Source organism: Plantibacter sp. RU18 (assembly GCF_050613355.1).
Taxonomy (GTDB): domain Bacteria; phylum Actinomycetota; class Actinomycetes; order Actinomycetales; family Microbacteriaceae; genus Plantibacter.
Map to the genome: position 1 here is coordinate 1,121,481 of NZ_CP159618.1, position 21,548 is coordinate 1,143,028.

A 21,548-nucleotide genomic window follows, 5' to 3' on the forward strand; every position below is an offset into this window, starting at 1 on the left:
CCGAGGGTGGACGACAGGTGCCACAAGCATCCCTCCAGCCGCCGACATCGTCGAGAAGGGTGTCGCGAGAGTCCGCCGCTTCGCCCTGAATGGTCGTCGCGTCTGCCGTCCAACGACCATTCGGGGCGAACGGGTGACCCCTCACGGGTGGAGGATCACCTTGCCGTTGAGGGTGCGCGACTCGGCGAGTTCCATCGCGGCCACGATGTCCGTGAGCGGGAACCGGGCTGCGATGTTCGCGGTGACGTCACCACGCTCGAGCAGACGGAAGACCTCGCCGAGGTCGGCCTCCAGGTGGCGGCGGAAGCGCGCGGGGCGGAAGCGGTGCCCTGCCCAGAGGTCGTAGAAGGTGGCGCTTCGACCGTTCGGCAGTGCCGTCCAGAGCATCGCCTGACCGATGGCCTTCATGAACGGTGCGACGAGTGGGTCGTCGCCGCTCACCGCCGTGATGATGGAGTAGGTGACGAGCTTCCCGCCGCGCGCGAGCAGTGTGAACGCCGTACGCGTCATCTCGCCACCGACGTTGTCGAAGACGGCGTCCACGCCGTCCGGTGCGAGTTCGCGTACGCGGGCGGCGAGCTCGGGGTCCGCGTAGTCGACGGGGATGACGCCGGCCGCTCGCAGCGCTTCGTGATGCCGGGGCGAGGCGGCCCCGATGACGCGGACGCCGTGCAGCCTCGCCAGCTGGATGAGGATGCCGCCGACACCACCGTTCGCGCCGAACAGCAGGACGGTCTGTCCGTGCTGGACCCGGGCCGAGCGGTGCAGCATCTGCCAGGCGGTGACGCCGTTCACGACGACGGTCTCCGCGTCTTCCGAGCTGACGGCGCGTGGGACGACGACGCTGTCGCGCGCCTCGACGACCGCGTGTCCCGTCCAGCCGCCGGTCTTCGTGATCGTCGCGACGCGCTGGCCGATGAGTGACTCGTCGCCGCCCGCACCGACCGCGAGCACGACGCCGACGAGGTCGTAGCCGGGAGTGAAGGGGAACGCGGGCTGGCCGAAGTACCGGCCCTTGCGCATCGACTGTTCGGCGAAGGAGACGCCGGTCGCCTCCATCTGCACGAGGAGCTGGCCCGTGCCCGGCGTGGCGACCGGCGCCGTGGTGACCCGGAGTCCGGATGGTTCGACGAGGCCGGGCAGCACGATGCGCGTGGTCTGTGCGGGGACGTTCGGTGCGGATGTGGTGCTCATGTCGTATTCCATTCTGGTTGTGTGTGACTGAACAGTCACATCTGTGGGTGAAAGAAGGCCCGCTGTCGTCGGGCCGAGGGTCAATCGTGCCTGATGCCGTGGTCGACGATGCGGGCCCAAGCCGCGTCGACATCGCCGAGGCCCGCCTGCACGACGAGGTGGCAGAGCTGTCCGTAAGCGAGGCTCCGCTGAACGGACGCGTCGTCTGCGCCGGAATCACGCGACATCACGCGGACCACGAGTGCGATGCCGTCGCGCACGGCGGTCTGGATCTCCGGGACGTCGCAGGCGCTCTGGGCGTGGACCTGCAGTGCGATGAGACTCCGGTCGCGGATGAGCTCGATGTAGGCCTGGGTTATCGCGTCGAGCTTGTCGGTGGGGGACCACTCGGGGTGATCGTCCACCGCCCCCGACATGGCGGAGGCGACCTGCTGGTAGCAGTCCTCGACTGCGGCGGTGAAGAGCCCGAGTTTGCCGTCGAAGAGACGGAAGACATAGGCGGGGGAGATCTTCGCAGCCTTCGCGACATCGGTGACCGGTGTCGCGCGGTAGCCCGCGATCGCGAACACCTCGACAGCGCTCGAGACGATGCGCACGCGCTGTTCCTCTGCCGTCGACCTCATGTGACTGATTGAACACTAACAAGCGCGAATCGTCAACCACCACGTCGGCTGGCGCCTCGGATATGGTCGACAACCGCCGGGAATGGCACCCGTGCGGCGCGCCGGACGCCATCATGGAGCATGCCCGTCGTCGAATCCCGCTGTGTCGTACCAGTCGCCCCCGAGACCGCGTTCGCGGTGTCGCAGACCACCGGCGACATCCGGATGCGCTGGGACCCGTTCATCCGGCGGCAGTACTTCCTGGACGGTGCGCAGGTCGCTGCCAAGGGCGTGCGCACCTACACCGTGCAGCGCTTCGGGTTCCGGATGGAGAGTGAGTACGTCTCCTACAACCCACCCTCGAACGTCGGGATGAAGATGACGAAGGGCTCGTGGTTCTTCGAACGACTGGCCGGGGGGTGGCGGTTCAGCGCGGTCGACGGAGACGAGGGCAGCACGCTCGCCGTCTGGCGGTACAACTTCACCTGCAAACCGAAGTGGCTCGCACCGATCGCGGAACGCATCGGGGCGATCGTCCTGCAGCGCGACATCGATCGGCGGATCCGGGGCTTCGCTCGAGGGTGCGAGGACGCTGTCGTGCTCGCCTCGGTCGGCCCGGCCCACCTGTAGTCACCGCGGAGCGGCAGCTCGTGCTCGGCCGGACCGGGCGGACTCAGCGTGCGATGAACGAACCCCGACCGAACTTCGCGGTGACCCCGGGGCTGAACAGGACCGAGTCCGGCGGGCGATCGACGATGCGGGGCAAACCTGCGGCGGTGCACAGCCCGTCACGCAGCGACACGACGCTGGCTGGATGCAGCACCCACGGCTCGTGCTCGTTCGGCAGCCACTGCGTGCGGCCGAAACGGCTTTGGAAGAGTCCCCATCTGGCGGTGAGGAACCGCGACAGCTCGTCGTCGACGACCCGCATCTCGTCGACGGCGACGCGGAGCCGGAACCCTGGTCCGTGCGTGGTCGGCGACGCAGTGATGCGACGGGAGGCGTACTCCCACCCGTCCGCGGTCGGTCGCTGCGCGGTCTGCGCCCACATGTAGGGGAGGCTGAACATGCCACGAGCGGCGAGGACGGCCGGGAGACTCGACGCCTCCAGCGACCGGAACACGACGCCGCGCCTGCCCTGCTCGTCGACGCCGTACAGGCGGACGTTCACCTCGGTGAAGGACCCGCCGATCGGAGACGGCGGGAAGGGCCCGACTCGCGCATCGCCCAACTGGAACGCGATGAGGCCCACCCAGGTGGAGCCGTCGAACACATCGGGGACGACACCCGGCGGCAGGAGCGGCGCGACGACGCTCGATGGGACACGCCAGTGGAGGAAGGCCAGCTGCCGCCACTCCTGCGCGGCGACGACCATGCCGCGCAGCGCCGGCGCCGTCCGGGAGATGTCGGCGAGACGCGGCGGATCCGTGAAGGCGGTCATCGTCGAGCAGCGCCGGAATGGGGAGCCAGGTGCTCGTACTCGGGCAGTCGGATCCTGTCGGCTGGCGGAGAGAACAGCTGCGCCCCCAGCTTCTTGGCGGGCTTCGACGCCGCTGCACGCAAGACGGTCCGGAAGACACCGACACCTGCCCGCGAGGTCGGGTTGGCGAGCTGCGGGGTTCCGGGTGGCAACGACTGCGCCTGCTCGACATACGGACGCATGATGCGCTCGTAGCCGAGGAAGGCGTCGCGGTGGTGGACGTGCGAGGCCAACTCGCCGGCGAGCACGTAGGCGCCGACGATCGACAGGCTCGTCCCCATGCCGCTCACGGGTGACGCGCACCACGCCGCGTCGCCGAGAAGCGCAACCCGGCCGGACGCCCAACGCGGCGACCGCACCTGCCCGATGGACTCGTAGTAGATGTCGTCGACGTTGTCCATCGCGTCGAGGATGCGCGTCGCCTGCCACGGGAGGTCGGCGAAGCGCGCGTGCAGATGCCGTCGCTGCGCCTCCGCGTCGCGCCGCTCCGAAACGACGCCGTCGCCGCGGTCCTTCGTGACCTCGGTGAGGACGGCGCGTGTGGTCCCGTGGCGGTCGGGTCGCAGGGTGATGCTCCGGCCGCCGACGCCCGAGTACCACAGCCACCACGGCACGTCCGAGTCATCGCGCGGAATGGTCAGGTACGTCATCTCGAGGCCGAGCGATCGGACGACCGCCTCGTGCCCGAACGCGAGGTCGCGGGTCGTGGACCGGATGCCGTCTGCCGCGATGACGAGGTCGAAGTCCTCCTCGTCGGCGTGCTCGAACGACACCCGCACCCGCGCGCCGTCGTCTTCGAGCACCGTGATGCGGTCGCCGTAGCGGTAGTCGGTCGAGCTCTCCGTGCGGTCGACGAAGATGCGAGCGAGGTCACCCCGGAGGATCTCGACCTCGGCCGTCGCGCCGTCCGTGTCGGAGTCGGTGACGGGGAACTCCGCGATCGTCTCACCGGCGTCGCCGACGAAGCGGGTGCCGAGCTCGCCGGTCGTCGCCTCCCGCGCCGCGTCCTCGAGGCCCGCGCGGCGCAGCACCTCGCGAGCGGCACCACGGATGTCGATGTTCTGCCCGCCGTCGCGGAGCGCGGCGGCCCGTTCGACCACGGTCGTGTCCCAGCCGTAGCGGTTCAGCCAGAAGGCGAGAGCGGGGCCGGCGATACTGGCGCCGGAGATCAGAACGCGGGGAGGGGAGCCCTGAGGAGTGGTCATACGGGTGCGACCTTTCGCTGCGAGCCGGACGGCGGTCCGGTTCCTCCCATCCTCGCAACTCCTCACCGGGACGGCGCACGCTTGACATCGTCCCGCCTGCCACCGCGCACCGCTTGTACGCTGGGGTCATGACGAGGATCGAACGGAAACGCCGCCGTCGCAGGGTGCGGGTCGATCGCGTCTCCGACGGAGACATGTACGTCCGTGTCAACTCCGTCGGTACCGAGGGCGAACGTCCGTTCATCCTCGTACCGGGGATCGGTGTGTCGTCCACCTACTTCGAGCGACTCGCGCCGCACCTGAACGAGTTCGGGCCGGTCCACGCGCTCGACCTCCCGGGCTTCGGTGGCGTTCCCCACCCGAACTCCACCCTGTCCATCCGCCAGTACGCCGACCTCGTCGGCAAGGTCATCGACGAGATGGACCTGACGGACCCCATCATCGTCGGCCACTCCATGGGCAGCCAGGTCGTCAGCGACCTCGTGTCCCGACGCCCGGAACTCACGACGATGGTGCTCATCGGCCCCGTCGTCGTGCCTGGTCAACGTCGGATTCCCACGCAGGCGGTCCGGTTCCTGCAGTCGAGTTGGCATGAGCCGCTCACCGTCAAGATCCTGGCCATCAGCTCATACGTCTTCTGCGGCTTCAAGTGGTTCTCGCGCATCCTCCCGGAGATGCTGAGGTACCCGATCGAGGAGGCGCTGCCGAAGATCCAAGCACACACGCTCGTGATCCGCGGAGAGTATGACGCCGTCGCCCCGCGCGAGTGGGTCGAGCGCGTCGGAGAGCTGCTTCCGTCGTCGCGCCTCTGGGAGATCCCGGGTGCCGCGCACTCCGTGATGTACGCCCACGCGGAAGAGGTCGCGAAGCTCTGCGTCGACCACGCCCGGCGCACGATCGCAGACGGCGACGACGACACCCTGCGCGTGCTGGAAGACCACCCGGCAGCGAGCGACGACCAGGAGCCCGACAGACCTCAGCCGGAAGCGATCGCCGAGGCCGTGAAGGGCCGGATCGAAGAGACTATCGGCATCATCACCGACGACGACGACCGTGTGGAGGCCGGCAAGTCTCAGGCGGCCGAGGCGATCGCCTCGATCGATCACGATGGAGCGGGCGGCGCTCACCGCTGAGCGCAGCCGAGGCGCGCCGTCGCGCAGCAGCTCAGTGGACGAGGATCCGCTCGGCTCGTGTCAGGGGTTCCCGTCGGTGACGGCCGATCCGAACCAGCTCCCCAGGTGCGCGCGCAGCTCGTCCTCGTCGTCGCCGGTCCAGACGACGTGCCCGTCGGGACGCAGCAGGACTGCTGACGTCTCCAGGCCGGTGGCCTGTTCGACGAGGTGATCGACGCGGTCAGTCCAGCCGTTGACCGAAAGCGTGCCGCGCTGGTCGAGGAGGAGTCCCCGGCCAGCGTGCAGGTGCTCGTACAGCCGACCGTGCGACAGCTGGAGGTCGGGTAGGCGTCGGCCGAGGAGCTCCGGCCGGGTGCTGTCGGTGTCACCGCTGTCGGTGTCGGCGACGTCGTAGCGGATGCCGGTCGACGTCACCCGCTCGGCGAGGAACCGGCTCACGTCCGGGAACCGCATCAGCTCGGTGAGGAGTCGGCGGACGGCCTGCGCGCCCGGCTCGGGGGAGATGAGGACGCTCTGCGCACGGGTGCTCGTCAGCACGTCGTCGGCGACCGGGTGCCGCTCGGTGACGTAGGTGTCGAGGAGCCCGTCGGGCGCCCACCCGCTGATCTGTGCGGCGAGTTTCCAACCGAGGTTGAACGCGTCCTGCATCCCCAGGTTCAACCCTTGTCCACCGAGCGGTGGATGCACGTGGGCGGCGTCGCCCACGAGGAACACCCGACCGACGCGATACTGCTCGGCGAGCCGGGTCGCGTCGCTGAAGCGGGAGAGCGACCGCGGTGAGTGGACGCCGAAGTCCGTGCCGGCGACGTCGCGCAGTCGGGTGCGGAACTCATCGAGCGTGGGTGCGACGGTGCGATCCTCGGCCACGGCAGCTGCGGGGACGACGGCGCGGAACAGGCCGTCGGCTGCCGGACCGATGCCGAATCCGCGGTGCGTCTGCCGGACCCGGTCGGAGATCGAGGCGATCTCCGCGGCGTCCATCGCCGCCTGCACCTCGCCGAGGATCCATTCGGTGGTGGCCGGCTCGCCCGGGAAGGCGATTCCCGCCAGCTTGCGCACGAGGCTGCGGCCGCCGTCGCAGCCGATCAGCCAGCGTGCGCGGAGTCGTGAGCCGTCAGCGAGGTCGACCATGACGCCGTCCTCGTCCTGCCCGAATGCGACCAGTTCGCTCCCTCGGCGCAGCTCGGTGCCGACTTCCAACGCGTGTTCGGTCAGCAGTCGGTCGGTGATTGGCTGGGGGATGCCGAGGAGGTAGTCGTGTGCGGTGTCGAGGTGCACCGGAGCGGGCGCGACCAGGCCGGCGAAGTGTCCCGAGGCGCCCGGGTACTGTGTCCCGTGTTCGAGGAAGCGTTCGAGGAGTCCGCGTTGGTCGAGGATCTCGATGCTGCGCGGATGCAGGCCGAGCGACCTGACCGCCTGGCTCGGTTCGGAGTCCCGCTCCAACACGAGCACGCTCACCCGGTGCAGACGCAGTTCGGCGGCCAGCATCATCCCGGTCGGGCCACCGCCACTGATGATCACGTCGTAGTCGTCCACATGCACCCCTGTCCTGGCGGCCGAGAGCGCCGCGGCTGACCAGTCTGGACGCTGCACGGGGTCTTGCGGCAAGCCCCCACCCCGGGCATACTCTGGAAGTGGCAGGGAGACGATGTTCTCCTTGCCGTTCGTGTGTCCGGTGTCTGATCAGGCTTGACGCCCCAGCGCCGAGGTGGGGAGCGCCGAACGGGCGGGCGTGAGGCGCGCGACAATCGCCCCGTGTGGCCGCTGGTTCCGAGTGGTCCTGGTGTGTGTCTCGATGACGGTGAACCCCGCGTGCTCCACCGCCGCCTCCAGTTCTTCGACGGGCCACCGGTATGCGGTCACCACCGCGTGATCGAACGGGTCGACGACCGATCCCACGAAGAACCCGAGGAGGATGTCACCGCCGGGAGCCAGGACTCGGGCGAACTCCGCAAGCGTGGTCGCGATGGTCGTGGGGTGGTGGTGGATGAGCGAATACCAGGCGAGGACGCCTCCCACGCTGTCGGCCTCAGCGTCAAGACTGTCGAGGTTCCCAGCGTCGAAGGCGAGCCCCGGGTGGTTCTTCCGGGCATGCGCGATGAATTCAGGCACGAGATCGACGCCGCGCACCTGGTGGCCACGACTCGCCAGATACTCGGTCCAGTGGCCGGGGCCGCACCCAGCGTCGATGATCGGGCCGTCGACGTGATCCGCCCAGGCGGACACGAGCTGCACGTCGGACGGGTGGACCGAATCCATGGTGCCGAGCAGCTCAGCGTACTCAGCGGCGCGATGTGCGTAGGCGGAGCGGGCAGCCGCAGCAGCGTCGTGCTCGATCATCGCGCTCCGGCATCAGGGGCAGGTGAAAGGCACATCGCAACAGTGTCCCAGAACCTCACCAGAAGAGTGGTCCGACAGTCATCGCGCATCTCCCTCGCTCGGGGGAGGCGCTGCGTCCGGAGCGGTCAGCCCACCGGTGGATCGTCGGACGGGAGCGGAAGCGATCGCCGGCCGACAGACCACCCGGTGAGGAACGCCAATCCGATCACGCCGACGATAAGGATCGTGAGGCCGGTCACAGTGGCCGTCGAGACGATGTGTACGTCTCCGGAGGTGAAGGTCGTTCCCGACAGTGGCGAGCTGGCGAACCAGCCGAACGAGAGCGGTTGCGACGCGGCGACGGCGAGCACGATGACTCCCGTGATGACGACCGCGACCGATCCACCGAGGAGCAATCGCCTGAGCACTCGACTGTTCATAGCTCCACCCTACGGAAGGTGCCGCCGGGCTACTCGGCCATGAGGACGAACGTAGCGTCGACGATCAACCGCACCCGTAGGTGCGGCGCGGAGGTGCGCATGCCTCCCCGATGAAACACGCGGGAGCGGGTCAGCCGGCGTGAGTCTTCACGGACGAGCGGATCGCCTCGGCGTGCGCATAGATACCGTCGAGCGAGTCGATCGGATGCTTCGTCTCGTTCTTCTCTGCATCGAAGATACCGAGGTATTTTTGCTTCTTGCCGTTGAAGTGAAGGCGTGCAATCGGCTTTCGGTTGTTGTCGTCGAGTAAGACCGCGAAGTACGATTTCGCATCACGATGCACGACTCGCTCTGGCTTCACTTCGCTGCAAGCAATCGCCTTGACGATCTGGTAGCCCTCGAGTTCTTCCAGCGTCGTTTCTGTTTCCGTATCCCGGTCGAGATCGGCCTCAACGACCGGCTCGCTGTTGACGGCATCTGCCGATGCGGCCGGAACGGAAAGGTAACTAGAGGACCCAAGGGCCTTCTTGAGACGGTCGTTTACCTGCTCGTTGAGGAACTGTTTTGTAGCTTTCGCTACAAGGGGAGTGAACTGCTCGCGTACCTTCTGCGTGTACGAACCTTCGTACACGCGGGTGGTGACGAATCGGATCCAGTCGTCTGAAGGCTCCCGAAATTGGGTAGCAATAGCGCGCTTGAGCTGACCAACGTATTTCAGCTCCTCCGCGGCATTGATCACAGAATCGAGGTCGAAAACATCCTTCGTGAGCTTTCGCAGTTCCGGCAGGAGGGTCTCGTCGATGTCTGAGAGGTCCAGCACGAGGAACGGCTTCTCATCCATGCGGTTGGGAGCGTCAAGGTCGGTGTAGAAGTGGTAGCTCTCGCCATTCGTCAAAACCGCAATGCGAGCGTTCGTAACCGCGAAGTAGCGGAAGAGCTGCGACGCATGCTCGATGCGAAGCGGCTCCGTTGACTTCTTGCACTCGATGAGAATCTGCACCTCCCCGTCGCGCATGATCGCGTAGTCGATCTTCTCGCCCTTCTTCACACCGACGTCCGCCGTGAATTCCGGAACGACCTCGAGGGGGTTGAACACGTCGCACCCAAGGATTGTCGAGATGAACGGCATGATGAATGCGTTCTTCGTTGCTTCCTCGGTTTGGATCGCGTCGCGCTGATTCTTGACCTTCAGCGCAAGTGACGCGAGACGTTCTTCGAACTCCATTGTTTCCCCCTGTTTGACGACTACCTCTGACTCTAGAGGATGCGCGAATGCCATCTGTGAGTACGGCCTCCGGCGGACAACTGAGAAGGGACCATCGCGGTGATCGGCCCAGGAGGTGAACTGAGGTCGACGACGTATGCGCTGGACGCATGGACTGTCGGCGAAAGAGCAAGGCCCTGTGTGCAGAGAGAGCGTCGACTAGCATTCCGGAGATGAGTGATCTGGGGTCGAAGTTGCGTGCCGCGTCTCTTCGGCTCGCGTTCGTCGTCGCGATTGCTGCGATATCGATCGCGGTGCCGTTCGACAAGTCTCCAGCATTCTGGATCATATTGGGCCTCGCGGTGTTGACCTCAGCCCTGCCAGTAGGGATGCTGTGGCGTGAGCGGCGGGCACAGCGAGAGGTCGACCTTGCGGCCGAAACGGACCCGCCGTGAACATCGGCGTTGGGGCGACCGTGGCGCTTGTCGTCGGTGCAGGCCTTGTACGCATTCGGGCTGTGGTCTTCTCGATGATCCGTGCTGGACAACCGCGTTGGGTCGCTGACACGCAGCTATCACTCGTAGCTCAGCCGCGGGTCAACCTCGCCTTGGCTCTCGTTATGGGCCTGTGCTCCCTCGGCAATATCATCCTCGGCATCGGGCTTCTCTGGGCCGGAGTTGTTGTTGGTTCGGCGGCTGTCCTCGCCGGGATCGGGCTGCTCGTGCTGCTCGGTTTCTTCGTGTGGATATACCAACGACCGTTCCCCGCGGAACGTGACGCCTGAGCGTAGGCTGCCAACATGACTCTGCGGCGCAGGACCGTCCTCCTCGTCTTGTGGGCGGTTGTGCTGCTCCTCGCTGTTGCGCAACTGGTTCTAGCAGTGGTCTGGCTCGTCCGGCATGGTGGCCTGGCCGAGATCGTCGATGTGCTGCGGCTCGCTCTGGCACTCGCTGCATGTGTGCTCGCGGTGCTGATGCTCCGCATAGCCGTTCGCGACAGGTCGAGAGCACTCGCGGAAGAGTGCACGGAGTCCGCCGAGTTACCGGATAGCCGAGCGCGCTAACGATGATCCGGCCGGTCCGTCCCGCCGGGCTACTTCTTCGTCAGGTCTTGGGCGAGCATCACGATGATGCCGCTCGGGCCGCTGACATAGGTGAGCTTGTAGACGTCCTGGTAGTTCGCGACTCCGCGGAGGGGCGCGTATCCGTGCTTCGCGACGACCTCGAGGGCCGCATCGATGTCGTCGACGGAGAAGGCGACGCGGTGCATGCCGATCTCGTTGGGTCGGGTCTGCTCGGTCTCGATCGCGGCGGGGTGGATGTACTCGAAGAGCTCCAGGCGACCGTTGCCGTCGGGCGTCTGCAGCATCGCGATCTTCGCGTGGTTGCCGTCGAGACCGACAGCCGTGTCGGCCCAGTCGCCGCTCACCTTGTCGCGGCCGACGACGGTCAGGCCGAGATCGGTGAAGAAGGCGATCGTCGCCTCGATGTCACGAACCGCGATGCCGACGTTCTCAAGTTTGATGTCCATGCCTGCATGCTACTCAGCAGGTCACTGTCGGTAGGTGCCGGCTTCGACCGAGTAGCTTCTTTCGATGCCGGCCGTCGCCCGACCCCACTCACTCGCCGCGACACGTGCCTGGTGCGCCGCGAACGTCGTCTCGTCGGTGAACCACTCCTCGACATCCCACACGAGCGGGTCGGTCGTCGCCGTGACGGCGAACGAGAGACATCCCGATTCCGCGAGCGTCAGCTCCACATGCGGCGGCAGGTGTCTCCCGACGATCGCGGCCTGTGTGGTGTCTCGGCAGATGAGTCGTCCGGTGAGGTGCACGTTGGTCATCAGCCCAGCGTAGGAGGCGGTGGCGAGGACGCGAGTGAACTACCTGGTGAGGGAGTGCCCTGCCGCCGTGCGCGAGTACACGCCAGGTCTGCGAGCGGTGTCACAGTGTCTGCAGGAACTCGCGGATGTCGTCTGCGAGCAGCTCGGGTTCCTCGTGCGGAGCGAAGTGGCCGCCGCGCGGCATGGTTGTGAACCGGCGCACGTCGTAGCTGCGCTCGGCCCAGCTGCGTGGTGGGCTCGCGAGGTCGTGCGGGAAGAGCGCGACCGCCGTCGGCACAGTGACGCGATCGACACGCGTCGTGAACCCGGCCGCGTACTCGTAGTAGGGCCGGAAGGACGTCCCGATGGTGTTCGTGAACCAGTACACGGAAGCAAGCGTGGCGAGGTACTCGTCGCTGAAGCGCGAGGAGACGACCCCGTCGCAGTCACTCCAGGCCCGGTGTTTCTCGAGGATCCACGACAGGAGCCCGGCTGGAGAATCGGACAGAGCCGGGGCGAGTGTGAGCGGGCGGGTCTGCTGCTGATGTTGGTAGGCGCCCTCGGAAGCCACCCATGCCTCCACCCGGACGAGGTGTGCCCGTTCCTCATCGGTGAGCGTCGTCTCGTCGAACTCACGTGGAGCCGCCACGGCCAGCAGATGGATGCCCGCGACGGCCTCAGGATGGGCTTGTGCGAGCCGTGACGTGATGCCGGCGCCGAGGTCGCCGCCGTGCGCGGCATAGCGGGTGAAGCCCAGACGCTCGGTCATGAGGGTGTGCCACAGCTCGTGCGTCTGCTCCTCGAACGTCGGCCGTTGGGGCGAGAACGGCAGCCCGGGCAGCGCAGGCACGATGACGGTCACGGCGCTCGCCGCATCGCCTCCGAAGCGGGACGGGTTCGACAAGCGCCGAGCGACGTCGATCAGCTCGAGTGCGCTGCTCGGCCAGCCGTTCGTGAGGACGATGGGGATTCCGCCTCGCGCTTCTGCGTCGAATCGGAGGTACCGGAGGGCCGTGCCACCGATGTCGGCAGTGTGCCAGGGCAGTGCGCTGATGACCCGCTGCTGAGCCGACCAGTCGAACTCGTCTGCCCAGTAGGTGACGAGGCGCCGCAGCTCCTGCTGATCGGTGCCCGCCTCCCAACTCGTCAACGGCCACGGCTCGGGCCAGCGCGTGTCGTGGAGCCGGCGCCGAAGGTCGTTGCGTTCGTCATCGCTGACCTCGATGACGGAGCGGTCGTCCATGGGTTCGTTTCCGATCGGTGTAATTCGGGGGCTCTCGCAGGCTACTGCTCAGGTGTGACATCGGGGCTCGGGATGCACCTCGACAAGCTCGGTGAGCGGGGTGAGCGGGGTGAGCGGGCGGGGCGGGGTGGGCGGGAGGGGCGGGGAGCTAGGCAGGTTCGCGACGCAAGACTGAGGCTGAGCGTGCAAGGTGCGATGCCAGTCGGGCGGTCGGCGCCGTCAGGACATGGAGGGCGACCGCATCACCTGGCATCGGGACCTGGCCGATCTCCGTCAGCTGCCAGTGGCGGTACATTGCTGCGGCCGCCGTCGCCCGCTCGTAGACGCCGATGAAGGTTCGAGGTTCCGGCCTGTCCTGCAGCAGTGCTGCAAGGCATGAACCAGCGATGCCGCGGCCGCGTTCTGACTCCCGAACAGCAAGCTCGTGCACGACGAGGGCGTTCTCGGGTCGGTCGAGAGCCGATGAGGCGTCGGTGCTGTCCGTCAGCTGGGACAGGATGCCCTGCCAAGCGGCGTCGCCGACCAGGCCGTGTGCGAGCGCAAAACCGACGAGGCGCTCGTCGCGCCGTGCGGCGACGAGGCGCCCCGCGCCCTGACGGAGGTGCTCCGGACCCCACTGCGCGATCGTCCCGAGCTCCGCCGCGTCCTCGAAGTACGGGGCTGCAGTGAACGACTCGACGAACAGTTCCGCGACGTCTCGCCACACCGGCTCCGGCGCACCACCATCGAAGGTGGTGTGCACCACAGGACTCGTCATGCGGCCAGCAGAGGTGCGGGTCGTCGCCGATCCGCCTCGTGCCAGCGGCGCGCTACAGGGTGTTGCCGAGTTTGAAGCCCTGTGCCTCGTCGCCCTTGCGGGTGTAGGAGAAGCCGTCAGCCCCGATGGTGACCTCGAGTTCGGAGTCGTCGGTGCGGGAGACGACCGGCTTCGGATTGCCGTCGAGGTCGAGGACGAGCGATGCGTCGGTGTACCAGCTGGGGACGACGGCGTTGCCCCACCAATCACGGCGCTGGTTGTCGTGGACGTCCCACGTGACCACCGGGTTGTCGGGGTCGCCCGTGTAGTAGTCCTGCGTGTAGACCTCGATGCGGTGACCGTCGGGGTCACGGATGTAGAGGTAGAACGCGTTGGACACCCCATGGCGGCCGGGTCCGCGCTCGATGACGTCCGACATCCGCAGCGCGCCCAGCTTGTCGCAGATGGCGATGATGTTGTGCTTCTCATGCGTCGCGAACGCGACGTGGTGCATGCGCGGCCCGTCGCCACCCGTCATCGCCGTGTCGTGCACGGTCGGCTTGCGCCGCATCCACGCGGCATACGTGGTGCCCGCCTCGTCCTGGATGTCCTCGGTCACGCGGAACCCCAGATCCTCCATGTAAGCGACGGCACGGGGCACATCGGGGGTCACCTGGTTGAAGTGGTCGAGCCGCACGAGAGCACCGGGCGTGTACAGGTTGTAGCGCCACGCCAGACGCTCGACGTGCTCGACGTCGTAGAAGAACTCGTAGGGGAAGCCCAGCGGGTCCTCGACGCGCACGGAGTCGCCGATGCCCTTCACATACCCTTCGGCACGACGCTCGACCCGGCAGCCGAGCTCGGTGTAGAACGCGACCGCACGATCGAGGTCCTCGGGGCTCCGCACGCGGTAGCTGAACGCTGCGACGGCAGCCACCGGCCCCTGACGCAGCACCAGGTTGTGGTGGATGAACTCCTCGAAGCTCCGCAGGTAGACGGTGTTCTCGTCCTCCTCGGTGACGACGAGGTCGAGCACGTCCACGTAGAACTTCCGGCTCGCAGCGAGGTCGGTGACGACGATCTCCATGTACGCGCAGCGGAGGATGTCAGGCGGCGCCGCGGCGGGGGTCGGGATCCGGTTCCCGGGTGCCGGGATCGGGTCGGTCGTGGTCACGACGGGCTCGGCCGAAGCCGCGGACAGGATGGGCGAAGAGGTGTTGGGGTTCGACATGGTCTGCGTCCTTGCGTGATGTCGGGTGGGTAGGGGGAGTGCGTGTTTCAGTGCGCGGCCGACAGCTGTCCGCCGGTGCCGAATCGCGGCGAATGCGCCTGGTTCAGCGTGATGTGGACGGCCTGCTGGTCGGTGTAGAAGTCGATCGAGCGGTAGCCGCCCTCATGGCCGAGGCCGGACGCCTTGACGCCACCGAACGGGGTCCGCAGATCGCGGACGTTGTTCGAGTTCAGCCACACCATGCCCGCCTGCACGTTCTGCGAGAACGTGTGCGCACGCTTCAGGTTGTTCGTCCAGATATATGCCGCGAGCCCGTACTTCGTGTTGTTCGCCAACGCGAGCGCCTCCTCGTCGGAGTCGAACGGGGTGATGGCGACGACGGGCCCGAAGATCTCCTCCTGGAAGATCCGGGCGTCGGGAGACACATCTGCGAAGACCGTCGGTGCGACGTAGTTGCCGGTCGGGAAGCCCTCCGGCCGACCGCCGCCTGCGACGAGTCGCCCCTCGCCCTTGCCGATCTCGACATAGCCCATGACCTTCTCGTAGTGCTCCGGATGCACCAGCGCGCCAACCTCGGTCGCCGGGTCGTTCGGGTGGCCGACGACGATGTTGCGCGCACGCTCCGCATAGCGCTCGACGAAATCGTCGTAGATGCTGCGCTCGACGAGGATGCGGCTCCCGGCGGTGCAGCGTTCGCCGTTCAGCGAGAAGACACCGAACACGGTCGCGTCGATGGCGTCCTCGAGGTCCGCATCGGCGAAGACGACGGCGGGCGATTTGCCGCCGAGCTCCATCGACAGACCCTTGAGGAAGGGGGCGGCGTTCGCGAAGATCAGCTGGCCGGTGCTGCTCTCGCCGGTGAAGGAGATGAGGGGCACGTCGGGGTGCTTGACGAGTGCGTCGCCCGCCTCCTCGCCGAGGCCGTTCACGAGGTTGAAGACGCCGTCCGGCACGCCGGCGGTGCGGAAGATCTCCGCCCACAGGCTCGCGGACAACGGCGTGAACTCGGCCGGTTTCAGCACGACGGTGTTGCCGGTCGCGAGCGCGGGCGCAAGCTTCCAGCTCTCGAGCATGAACGGCGTGTTCCAGGGTGTGATGAGCCCGGCGACGCCGATCGGCTTGCGGTTCACGTAGTTCACCTGACGACCGGGCACCTTGTAGGTGTCGTCGCGCTGCGCCACGATCAGGTCTGCGAAGAAGCGGAAGTTCTCGGCCGCGCGCTTCGCCTGACCGAGCGCCTGCGTGATCGGCAGTCCCGTGTCGAAGCTCTCCAGTTCGGCGAGGCGTGCATCCTGCGCCTCGACGGCGTCGGCGATGCGGTGCAGCACCCGGCTGCGCTTGCGGGGGAGGAGCCTCGGCCAAGGACCGTCGTCGAACGCACGCTTCGCTGCCGCGACCGCAAGGTCGATGTCGGCCTGTTTGCCGGCCGCGGCCTGCACATAGGTCTCGTTCGACACCGGGTCGAGGACGTCGAAGGTGTCGCCGTCCACCGAGTCGACGAAGGCTCCGTCGATGAAGTGGCGGATGCGGTCTGGCAACGCTGCCGGAACGTGCTGGGTCATGAGTGGTTCCTCCGCTGGGTGGTGGATGATGCTGTCGAAGTCGACGAGAAGGGTGGTGCGGTGGGCGGCTTGTGGGCGGCCTGGTAGGCGAGCATCGCGTCGAGGGTCGTGGTCCGGTGCTCGCGCGCCGCGATCTCGACCTCGAACGGCGACGCCCCGGCCTCGATGAGTTCGAGGAGCTGAGAGTGTTCGGCGACGGACTCACGGGCGCGACCCGGCACGAAGCTGAACGTCGAGTCGCGGAGCACGTTCAGACGGGACCAGCCGCGGTGCACGAGGTCGAGGATGTGCGGGTTCGGGCACTCCTCGAACAGCACCGCATGGAACTTGAGGTTCAGTGCCGTGAAGGTGTGCGGGTCGAAGTCGTCGAGGGTGCGACGCATCCGCTCGTTGATCTCGCGGGCCCGATCGAGGTGTTCACTGGTGAGGTAGGCGGCGCTCATCGACGTCGCGGCGCCCTCGACGAGCGCGAGCGTCTGCATCGTGAAGAGGTATTCGGTCTCCTGCAGCAGTGCGACCTGCGCGCCGACGTTGCGCTCGAAGGTGACGAGACCTTCGGCCTCCAGACGACGGATGGCCTCGCGGACAGGGACGACGCTGATGTCGAGTTCGCCGGCGATCTGTCCGAGGACGAGCCGGAACCCGGGGACGAACCGACCCTCGTCGATGCCTTCGCGGATGAAGCGGTAGGCGCGTTCGGATTTGGACTCTGAACTCATCGCTGGGCCTCGCTGCCGATGCCGGTTGCTCGTGCTGCTTCGTACCTCGCCCGCCAGGCTGCGTTCATCGGGAAGAGGCCGTCGACGGCTGCTCCCTGCACGACCTGCTCCGCGATCCAGGCGTCCTCCGCTTCCTGGACGACCGCCTCGGCCGCGACCTCGGCGACGAGCGCGCGAGGGATCGCGATGACGCCGTCGCCGTCGCCGACGATCACATCGCCCGGCAGCACGGTCGCGCCGCCGCAGGTGATGGCGACGTCGATCTCCCACGGGACGTGACGACGGCCGAGGACCGAGGGGTGCGCCCCCTGCGAGAACGTCGGGAGCGTGAACGACGCGACCTGTTCTGCGTCGCGGATGCCGCCGTCTGTGACGACGCCGGCTGCGCCGCGCTGCTGGGCGCGGAGCGCGAGCACGTCGCCGACGGTTCCGGTACCGCGCTCGCCGCGTGCCTCGATCACGATGACCTCGCCCTGCTCGACGGTGTCGAAGAGCCGCTTCTGGGCGTTGAAGCCGTTGCCGCGCTCTGCGAAGAGGTCCGGGCGGTAGGCGACGAAGCGGAGCGTCCTGGCGACGCCGACCATGCGGGTGCCGGGGCGCGAGGCGTGCACGCCCTCGACGAACACCTCGGTGTACCCGCGTGCGCGGAGCTTGGCGCTGAGCGTCGCGGTAGCGACCTGCGCGAGCTGCGCTGCGACGGCCGGATCGAGCGGCGGCGCGCTCCGGTCACTGAGGCGGTCGAGGCGCACCCCCGCTCGTTCGGCGTCACCCCACGCCTCGACCCGTTGGTGGTCGTCGACCGATGGCTTCGATCCGACGTCGCTGAAGGGCACCTCTCCTTGCACGACGGTGGTCACGAGGCGGCCGGTGCTCGGTGCGCCAGGGGCGGTCGGGGCATCCACCTCGACCTCGACGATGTCGCCGGGGCCGACGACCGAGGAGCCTGCAGGCGTGCCGGTGAGGATGATGTCGCCGGTCTCGAGTGTGGAGAGCTGCGACAGGTCGGCGATCAGCCGAGCGAAGGGGAAGAGGAGGGTGTCGGTCGTGTCGTCCTGGACGAGATCGCCGTTCACCCAGGTCCGGACCCGGAGTGCCGTCGGGTCGATGTCGGCCGCCGGGATGATCGCGGGGCCCAGCGGGGTGTAGCCGTCGCCGCCCTTGGAGCGCAGGTTCGAGCCCTTGTCGGCGCTGCGCAGGTCGTAGAGACCGAAGTCGTTCGCGGCGGTGACGCCGGAGACGTGTTGCCAGGCGTCCTCGACCGAGACCCGGCGGGCGGGTTCGCCGATGATGATGGCGATCTCGCCTTCGAAGGCGAGGAGTTCGGCGCCGGCCGGTCGCTCGATCGTCTCGCCGCTCAGCGCGACCGAGGACCACGGCTTCAGGAAGTAGGACGGCTGGTCCGGTGTGCGGCCGCGCTGCGCTGCACGCGAGGGATAGTTGAGGTGGACGGCGATGACCTTGCCGTCACCGGTCGGCAGCTCCTCGGAACCGTCCAGCTCTGCTGCGCTGTCGTTGCTGCTCATCACACGTCCTTGCTGTCGGTATACGAAATCATATACGATCTATCGGTGTTGCGGAAGGGTCAGTATCCGTCCGAGCGTCCGGGGCTCCGCCTGCGCTCGATGAAACGCTCGGCGAGGCCCTCGGACGCCCGCGCGAGCAGGGCGACGTCGGCACCGACGAGCACGAACGACGCGCCGTGCTCGAGGTAGTGCTCCGCGACGACCGGATCGAACGCGTTCACGCCGGCGGGCTTTCCAGCCGTCGTCGCCGCCGCGAGCACGCGCTCCACGGCTGCGAGGACCTCGGGGTGCCCCTGCTGTCCGAGGAGACCGAGGGATGCCGAGAGGTCTGCCGGACCGACGAACACCGCATCGACACCGTCGACGGCGAGGATCTCCTCCGCATGCTCCACGGCGTTCGCCGACTCGATCTGCACCGTCAATGACACCGAGTCGTCCGCATCCGCGAGATACCCGTCCACCCGGTTCCAGCGGGACGAGCGCGCGAGCGCGCTGCCGACGCCGCGCACCCCCTGTGGTGGGTACCGCATTGCACGGACGAGGGCCTCAGCCTGTTGCGCCGACTCGACCATCGGCACGATCAGGTTCTGTGCACCGAGGTCCAGCACCTGCTTGATGATCACGGCATCGCCGAACGGCACGCGCACGAGGGGGCAGACCGGGAACGCCGCGACAACCTGCAGCTGCAGCTGGATGCTCTCGAGCGTGTTGGCCGAGTGCTCACCGTCGATGAGGATGAGGTCCAGTCCGCTGCCGGCCGCGATCTCGGCGGCGACCGGACTCCCGGAGACGACCCACATGCCGACGAGCGGACGGTCGGCGGTGCGCAGGCGCTCGCCGAACGTGGGCGGAAGGGTCATTCGAATCGGCATGTCACGGCTCCCAGTCCCTGGTATTCGGCGTGCACGGTGTCGCCTCGCTCGACCCACATCGGCCTGGTGAACGAGCCGGACAGGATGATCTCCCCGGCGGCCAGGCTGCCGCCGTGCTGGGCGAGCTTGCCGGCGAGCCAGGCGACCCCGAGCGCAGGGTGTCCGAGGACGGCACCGGCGACGCCCGACTCCTCGATCGTCTGATTGCGGTACAGCAGCGCCGACACCCAGCGCGGGTCGATCGTGTCAGGGCGGACGGGGTTGCCGCCGAGGACCATGGCACCGAGCGCCGCGTTGTCGGAGATCGTGTCGACGATGGTCCGGCCGGTGAGCTCGATGTGGGAATTGAGGACCTCGAGCGCGGGGATGACGTAGTCGGTGGCGTCGAGGACGTCGAAGATCGTGCAGTGCCGGCCGTCGAGTGGCTTGCCGAGGACGAATGCGAGTTCCACCTCGACGCGCACGTTCGAGAAGGCGTCGAAGTCGAGGGTCGCGCCGGACTCGAAGACCTGGTCGTCGAAGATGACGCCGTAGTCGGGTTCGGTGATGCCGGTGGCCTGCTGCATCGCCTTCGAGGTGAGGCCGATCTTGTGACCGACGATGCGGTGCCCGGCGGCGCTCCGGCGCTGGGCCCACAGTGCCTGGACGGCGTAGGAGTCGTCGATCGTCATCTCAGGGTGGCGGGCGGTGAGCAACGGGATGATGCTCCGTTGCTCGTGGGCCTCGGCCAGCTCGTCGGCGATCGCCTGTCGTTCGTGGTCCTGCATCGCATCACGTCCCGTCTTCATCGACTGCCTCTTGCGCTGTGGACTTGATTGTATACGATGTGATGTACATTGTGGCGGTCCAATGACGGACCGCGACGGACAAAGGGGTCTCGAGACATGACAACGGCATCACTGGCGCGGGCCACGACCCCCGCCGAACTCAGACGAGTGGCCTTCGCCACCGTCATCGGCACCACGGTCGAATGGTACGACTTCTTCCTCTACGCGAGCGCCGCCGGCCTCGTGTTCTCCCAGCTCTTCTTCCAGCCCGCCGGGCCCCAAGCCGCGCTCCTGCTGTCGTTCGCGACGGTCGGCGTGAGCTTCCTGTTCCGCCCGCTCGGCGCATTCGTCGCCGGCCACTTCGGTGACCGGATCGGTCGGAAGAAGATGCTCGTCATCACGCTGTTCCTCATGGGCGCGGCGACGACACTCATCGGGCTCCTGCCCACCTACGACCAGATCGGCATCCTCGCACCGGCACTGCTCGTGTTCCTCCGCATCCTGCAGGGGCTCTCGACCGGCGGCGAGTGGGGTGGGGCGGTGCTCATGGCCGTCGAGCACGCACCCACGGGTCGCCGCGGCCGCTTCGGCGCATTCCCGCAGATCGGCGTCCCCATCGGGCTGCTGCTCGCCTCCGGAATGCTCGCGCTCATGACCGGCGTGATCTCGCCTGGCGACGCATTCCTCGAATGGGGCTGGCGGGTGCCGTTCCTGCTGAGCTTCGTGCTCATCATCGTCGGCTACGTCGTGCGTCGGAAGGTCGACGAGAGCCCGGTGTTCGTCGCGCTCGCCCGGAACAAGGAGCGCCGTCGGGTCCCGATCGTCGTGCTCTTCCGCCGCCACTGGCTCCTCGTGCTGCTCGCCGCCCTGACGTTCGCGGGGAACAACGCCGCCGGCTACATGACCACTGGTGGCTACATCCAGAACTACGCGACGACACCGATCGCCGACGGCGGGCTCGTCGGAATGGAGCGCACGCCCGTGCTGCTCGCCGTCACCGGGTCCGCGGTCGTCTGGCTCATCGTGACCTGGTTCGCCGGGTCGCTGTCGGACCGCATCGGGCGCCGGAACACCTACATCATCGGTTGGATCGCGTTCCTCGCGACCGTGTTCACGCTCTTCCCCCTCGTGAACACCGGGAACCCGTGGCTCGTGTTCGTCGGCCTCGGTCTGTTCGCGATCGGCAACGGTTTCACCTACGGACCGCAAGCTGCATACTTCGCCGAGCTGTTCCCGGCGTCGATCCGCTACACGGGCGTCTCGGTCACCTACGCCATCGGTGCGATCCTCGGCGGCGCTTTCGCCCCGACGATCGCCACGTGGCTCGTGCAGGTGACGGGTTCTGCGACGTCCGTCGCGTTCTACATCGCTGGCATGATCGTGATCGGCTTCGCGGCGACCCTGTTGCTGCGTGACCGCACGGGCATCCCGCTGGGCGGTGACGCCGAGGAGGAGCAGAGCCGCGGGCAGATCTACGGCACGCGCGTCTGACCCGGT

The 21,548-nt window shown here is 67.5% G+C and carries 23 protein-coding genes; 5 read left to right on the plus strand and 18 right to left on the minus strand.

The window, feature by feature from the left end:
* Positions 1-141: 141 nt before the first annotated feature.
* Positions 142-1,194 carry a medium chain dehydrogenase/reductase family protein gene (locus ABMA10_RS05480; RefSeq protein ID WP_347867441.1) on the minus strand — a complete coding sequence of 351 codons (1,053 nt, stop codon included), beginning with the start codon at positions 1,192-1,194 and terminating at the stop codon, positions 142-144.
* A gap of 80 nt (positions 1,195-1,274) precedes the next feature.
* Complete coding sequence (locus tag ABMA10_RS05485; protein WP_347867442.1) at positions 1,275-1,817, minus strand: TetR/AcrR family transcriptional regulator; 543 nt, start codon at positions 1,815-1,817, stop codon at positions 1,275-1,277.
* A 120-nt stretch (positions 1,818-1,937) separates the two neighbouring features.
* Here ABMA10_RS05485 and ABMA10_RS05490 point away from each other — a divergent pair, with 120 nt between their 5' ends.
* The gene (locus ABMA10_RS05490) at positions 1,938-2,426 is read left to right on the plus strand and encodes an SRPBCC family protein (RefSeq protein WP_347867443.1); all 489 of its coding nucleotides are present in this window, start codon (positions 1,938-1,940) and stop codon (positions 2,424-2,426) included.
* A 43-nt stretch (positions 2,427-2,469) separates the two neighbouring features.
* On the opposite strand, the gene ABMA10_RS05495 is transcribed toward ABMA10_RS05490, so the two are convergent.
* Complete coding sequence (locus ABMA10_RS05495; protein ID WP_347867444.1) at positions 2,470-3,237, minus strand: YqjF family protein; 768 nt, start codon at positions 3,235-3,237, stop codon at positions 2,470-2,472.
* Positions 3,234-4,481, minus strand: a complete 1,248-nt coding sequence (locus tag ABMA10_RS05500) for an FAD-dependent monooxygenase (protein ID WP_347867445.1) — start codon at positions 4,479-4,481, stop codon at positions 3,234-3,236. Before ABMA10_RS05500 ends, ABMA10_RS05495 begins: the two co-directional genes overlap by 4 nt.
* A gap of 128 nt (positions 4,482-4,609) precedes the next feature.
* On the opposite strand from ABMA10_RS05500, the gene ABMA10_RS05505 reads away from it, so the two are divergent.
* Positions 4,610-5,614, plus strand: a complete 1,005-nt coding sequence (locus ABMA10_RS05505) for an alpha/beta fold hydrolase (protein WP_347867446.1) — start codon at positions 4,610-4,612, stop codon at positions 5,612-5,614.
* A 60-nt stretch (positions 5,615-5,674) separates the two neighbouring features.
* Here ABMA10_RS05505 and ABMA10_RS05510 read toward each other — a convergent pair whose 3' ends face one another.
* From ABMA10_RS05510 to ABMA10_RS05525, 4 genes are all read right to left on the minus strand, one after another.
* A complete protein-coding gene (locus ABMA10_RS05510; RefSeq protein WP_347867557.1) occupies positions 5,675-7,156 on the minus strand; it encodes an FAD-dependent monooxygenase in 1,482 nt (493 codons plus the stop codon).
* 141 nt (positions 7,157-7,297) lie between these two features.
* A complete protein-coding gene (locus ABMA10_RS05515; RefSeq protein WP_347867447.1) occupies positions 7,298-7,954 on the minus strand; it encodes a class I SAM-dependent methyltransferase in 657 nt (218 codons plus the stop codon).
* A gap of 125 nt (positions 7,955-8,079) precedes the next feature.
* Positions 8,080-8,373, minus strand: coding sequence for a hypothetical protein (locus ABMA10_RS05520; RefSeq protein WP_347867448.1), 294 nt, complete (start codon positions 8,371-8,373; stop codon positions 8,080-8,082).
* Positions 8,374-8,503: 130 nt separating this feature from the next.
* Positions 8,504-9,598 carry a type I restriction endonuclease gene (locus ABMA10_RS05525; RefSeq protein WP_347867449.1) on the minus strand — a complete coding sequence of 365 codons (1,095 nt, stop codon included), beginning with the start codon at positions 9,596-9,598 and terminating at the stop codon, positions 8,504-8,506.
* A gap of 212 nt (positions 9,599-9,810) precedes the next feature.
* On the opposite strand from ABMA10_RS05525, the gene ABMA10_RS05530 reads away from it, so the two are divergent.
* On the plus strand, positions 9,811-10,032 hold the full coding sequence (locus ABMA10_RS05530; protein WP_347867450.1) for a hypothetical protein: 222 nt from the start codon (positions 9,811-9,813) through the stop codon (positions 10,030-10,032).
* The gene (locus ABMA10_RS05535) at positions 10,029-10,361 is read left to right on the plus strand and encodes a hypothetical protein (protein ID WP_347867451.1); all 333 of its coding nucleotides are present in this window, start codon (positions 10,029-10,031) and stop codon (positions 10,359-10,361) included. The genes ABMA10_RS05530 and ABMA10_RS05535 overlap by 4 nt, the downstream gene beginning before the upstream one ends.
* Before the next feature lie 308 nt (positions 10,362-10,669).
* Here ABMA10_RS05535 and ABMA10_RS05540 read toward each other — a convergent pair whose 3' ends face one another.
* The 10 genes from ABMA10_RS05540 to ABMA10_RS05585 form a co-directional block, all read right to left on the minus strand.
* A complete protein-coding gene (locus ABMA10_RS05540) occupies positions 10,670-11,107 on the minus strand; it encodes a VOC family protein (RefSeq protein ID WP_431031281.1) in 438 nt (145 codons plus the stop codon).
* 21 nt (positions 11,108-11,128) lie between these two features.
* On the minus strand, positions 11,129-11,419 hold the full coding sequence (locus tag ABMA10_RS05545) for a putative quinol monooxygenase (protein ID WP_347867453.1): 291 nt from the start codon (positions 11,417-11,419) through the stop codon (positions 11,129-11,131).
* A 100-nt stretch (positions 11,420-11,519) separates the two neighbouring features.
* Positions 11,520-12,641 (minus strand): epoxide hydrolase family protein, encoded by a 1,122-nt coding sequence (locus ABMA10_RS05550; protein ID WP_347867454.1) that lies wholly within the window; start codon positions 12,639-12,641, stop codon positions 11,520-11,522.
* Positions 12,642-12,789: 148 nt separating this feature from the next.
* Positions 12,790-13,398, minus strand: coding sequence for a GNAT family N-acetyltransferase (locus ABMA10_RS05555; RefSeq protein ID WP_347867455.1), 609 nt, complete (start codon positions 13,396-13,398; stop codon positions 12,790-12,792).
* A gap of 52 nt (positions 13,399-13,450) precedes the next feature.
* Complete coding sequence (hpaD, locus tag ABMA10_RS05560; RefSeq protein ID WP_431031282.1) at positions 13,451-14,608, minus strand: 3,4-dihydroxyphenylacetate 2,3-dioxygenase; 1,158 nt, start codon at positions 14,606-14,608, stop codon at positions 13,451-13,453.
* Between the two features lie 47 nt (positions 14,609-14,655).
* Complete coding sequence (gene hpaE, locus ABMA10_RS05565) at positions 14,656-16,170, minus strand: 5-carboxymethyl-2-hydroxymuconate semialdehyde dehydrogenase (RefSeq protein ID WP_347867457.1); 1,515 nt, start codon at positions 16,168-16,170, stop codon at positions 14,656-14,658.
* Positions 16,167-16,889, minus strand: coding sequence for a GntR family transcriptional regulator (locus ABMA10_RS05570; protein ID WP_347867458.1), 723 nt, complete (start codon positions 16,887-16,889; stop codon positions 16,167-16,169). Before ABMA10_RS05570 ends, hpaE begins: the two co-directional genes overlap by 4 nt.
* Positions 16,886-18,412 (minus strand): fumarylacetoacetate hydrolase family protein, encoded by a 1,527-nt coding sequence (locus ABMA10_RS05575; protein WP_347867459.1) that lies wholly within the window; start codon positions 18,410-18,412, stop codon positions 16,886-16,888. Before ABMA10_RS05575 ends, ABMA10_RS05570 begins: the two co-directional genes overlap by 4 nt.
* Before the next feature lie 59 nt (positions 18,413-18,471).
* Positions 18,472-19,284, minus strand: a complete 813-nt coding sequence (locus tag ABMA10_RS05580; protein WP_347867460.1) for an HpcH/HpaI aldolase family protein — start codon at positions 19,282-19,284, stop codon at positions 18,472-18,474.
* A complete protein-coding gene (locus ABMA10_RS05585; protein ID WP_414693633.1) occupies positions 19,269-20,072 on the minus strand; it encodes a 2-keto-4-pentenoate hydratase in 804 nt (267 codons plus the stop codon). The genes ABMA10_RS05580 and ABMA10_RS05585 overlap by 16 nt, the downstream gene beginning before the upstream one ends.
* A gap of 96 nt (positions 20,073-20,168) precedes the next feature.
* Between ABMA10_RS05585 and ABMA10_RS05590 the strand changes: the two genes are divergently transcribed.
* The gene (locus ABMA10_RS05590) at positions 20,169-21,542 is read left to right on the plus strand and encodes an MFS transporter (protein ID WP_347867461.1); all 1,374 of its coding nucleotides are present in this window, start codon (positions 20,169-20,171) and stop codon (positions 21,540-21,542) included.
* Positions 21,543-21,548 lie beyond the last annotated feature (6 nt).